The sequence below is a fragment of the Paenibacillus sp. 01L418 genome, assembly GCF_056400045.1.
In genome coordinates, this window is record NZ_JBFTSN010000650.1 from 1 (window position 1) to 2448 (window position 2448).

Consider the following 2448-nt stretch of genomic DNA (forward strand, 5'->3'; position numbering starts at 1 on the left):
ATCTTGCCAATGTCTCTTTTGAGAGGAAGCGTATTTTTGCTGTTTTTCAACAGGCAGATCGACTTTCTTGCAACTTCGAGAGCCGTCTGTACGTGCTCCTCACTGTGCACAACTTTCGAAGAAAGTTCGATATCTGTATATGGATTTTCAAAGATTCCAACTGTAAATTTAACTGTAAGTACACGTCCAGCAGCTGTGTCTACTACTTTCTCGTCCACCTCACCTGATTTTACAAGGTCAATAATGCTGTCCTGGTATATATCATGCGGAAAGTCGTAAAGCTGCATGTCAACACCGGATTCAAGACCCATTTTGATAGCTTCCCGATTGTTTTCAGCAACAAAGTGCATGGTATGCAGCATGGAGACAGCCGTCATATCCGCTCGTACGAAGCCCTTCATGCCCCACTTATCGCGAAGTACACCAGTAAGCAGCGAATGGTCGCTAGCTACAGGAGTGCCGTCAATAGAGTTATAGGAACACATTGTGTTCATTGCACCCGCTTGAAAAGCAGCCTCAAATACAGGCAGACAGTAAAATGCATTATCATGATGCCCCATCATGGCCGGAGCACAATTGTGTCCTCCCCTAGGAGCACCGTATCCTGTAAAGTGTTTGGGCTCCGACACTACGGCATCGGGTCTTGTAAGGTCATCCGTTTGAAGCCCTCTTACCATGTTCTCCGCGAACATAGACCCTAGATAAGGATCCTCTCCGTATCCTTCTTCCACTCGTCCCCATCGGATTTCCCTAGCTAGATCGAGAACAGGTGCCCAAACCTCATGTATACCAAAGCTGCGCGCTTCGGAAGCGATGACTCTCGCTTGTTTATATCCGAGTTCTGGCTCAAATGTTGATGCGAGTGCGACCTGCTGAGGGAGCACTGTACAGCCTTTCCACCCAAAACCGTGAAGTCCCTCTTCACTAAAGAGTACCGGAATCCCCCATCTTGAATTTTGGATGATATACTCCTGAATTTTATTAGCAGTCTCCGCTTTGGAATTTCGGTTTTGGATGCATCCGATTCCAATTCCAGCAGATACCTTTTCCATTTTTTCGTAGTTAAGCAAATCTGCATTTAAGCCTTCTACTGAATCGGAAATTTCATTTCCAGAATAAATATCAAGCTGTCTTACCTTTTCTTCAAGTGACATTCTCGATATAAGGTCCGCAACTCTTTCTTCAATAGGCAAGCTTGCATTCATATAAGGGTAATGTTGTAAGTCTATTCTTGTGCTCATTGTTTTCTCCTTTTAGCTCTCTGAGTGCTTGATTCTTTCATTTGTTGGCTAAAGTATCTGTCAAACTTCAAGTGAACAAAATCACAAGCCTGAATGGCCATATTGCCCAGCCTGGAATAAGATCATAGCTGTATACCGAATTTCATAATTAAGGTTTTTTTCGTTGTCCTGAAGTTGAAACAACTTCTCCAGACTCTAAACTATCAGTCTATTAGTAAAAGCATATTCTTAGATGATAAACTCCCAAACCATATTAGTATTTGAACTAACAAGACTTAATTTTGCACTATGTGGACATGAATGGATAATCGGAGATACGGAAGCAATAGCGAACCATTAGAGTTTCGGAAATCGGCGTACTCAGAAAAAACAACCGTTCCCCTATTATGTATAGGAAAACGGTCGCCCTTGAAGTCGAAGGCCGTCAACTTTGCACTTTGATTCGCATATACGATCCGACTATTGTCATCAGAGATGATGACACCATACTCCTAAGCTAAATCGGTAATGTTTTTGAAAAAACTGCTCTCATTAATTCGCATATAAACAATATTCGTGTAGCGCTCTTTTAGATTACCTGGGAATTTATGGACTACAAACAGTTCGTTATTCTCATATTTCCATAGTGGTTCTATCCCCTTGATAACTTCGTTATACCATGGCTCCTCACTAACACGTTTGTGTGGGACTACTAAATCGCCGAATTCCGGCACAGTGCTCTGGGTGTAAAAGGTTATTTTCTGAATATCCTTGTCAAGGTTCATCATMATAATAAAATACGGATCTAAGAAATCATTCAAATCCCGTGAAAGATTGACTAAGTCGATATAATCATTGGCTACGATCTTCTGAAACATCTTAGTGAATAGGATCGATCAAATCGCATGATTGTAGCGTTCAACCGAATTGTCAATACTCTGAGTAACGGTATTTACATTCTTATCAATCCCTTGCAGTGCCTGCAACTTCAGCATGTCCTTTGATTGATTGTAGGCGTATATGCCAAGCACCATAATAGGAATGATAATAACGATTAAATAGGAAAGAAATAGTTTTTGATTAAACCGTAAACGATTGAACAATCCATAGATCAGCCGTTTCATAGGTTATGCCTCTTCTCTGCACTAGGAAGGTGTTCGACCAAAATGATTTTTGAATAACGAGCTGAAGTAGGAAAAGTTGCTATAACCAACATCATGGCTGATAT

Annotated in this window: 3 protein-coding genes; all 3 read right to left on the minus strand. The window is 41.3% G+C overall.

From position 1 onward, the window contains the following. Nucleotides 1-1241, minus strand: a 1241-nt coding sequence (locus AC1DSE_RS34150) for a glycoside hydrolase family 3 protein (RefSeq protein ID WP_477529003.1), incomplete at its 3' end; no start/stop codon positions are given. A gap of 875 nt (nt 1242-2116) precedes the next feature. After that, nucleotides 2117-2344, minus strand: coding sequence for a hypothetical protein (locus tag AC1DSE_RS34155; protein WP_477509770.1), 228 nt, complete (start codon nt 2342-2344; stop codon nt 2117-2119). 21 nt (nt 2345-2365) lie between these two features. Next, complete coding sequence (locus AC1DSE_RS34160) at nt 2366-2446, minus strand: AraC family transcriptional regulator (RefSeq protein WP_477529004.1); 81 nt, start codon at nt 2444-2446, stop codon at nt 2366-2368. Nucleotides 2447-2448: the final 2 nt, after the last annotated feature.

Excerpts from the sequence above, each read along its gene's own strand:
- AC1DSE_RS34155 (WP_477509770.1), bottom strand. The coding sequence starts at position 2,344 with ATGAAACGGCTGATCTATGGATTGTTCAATCGTTTACGGTTTAATCAA.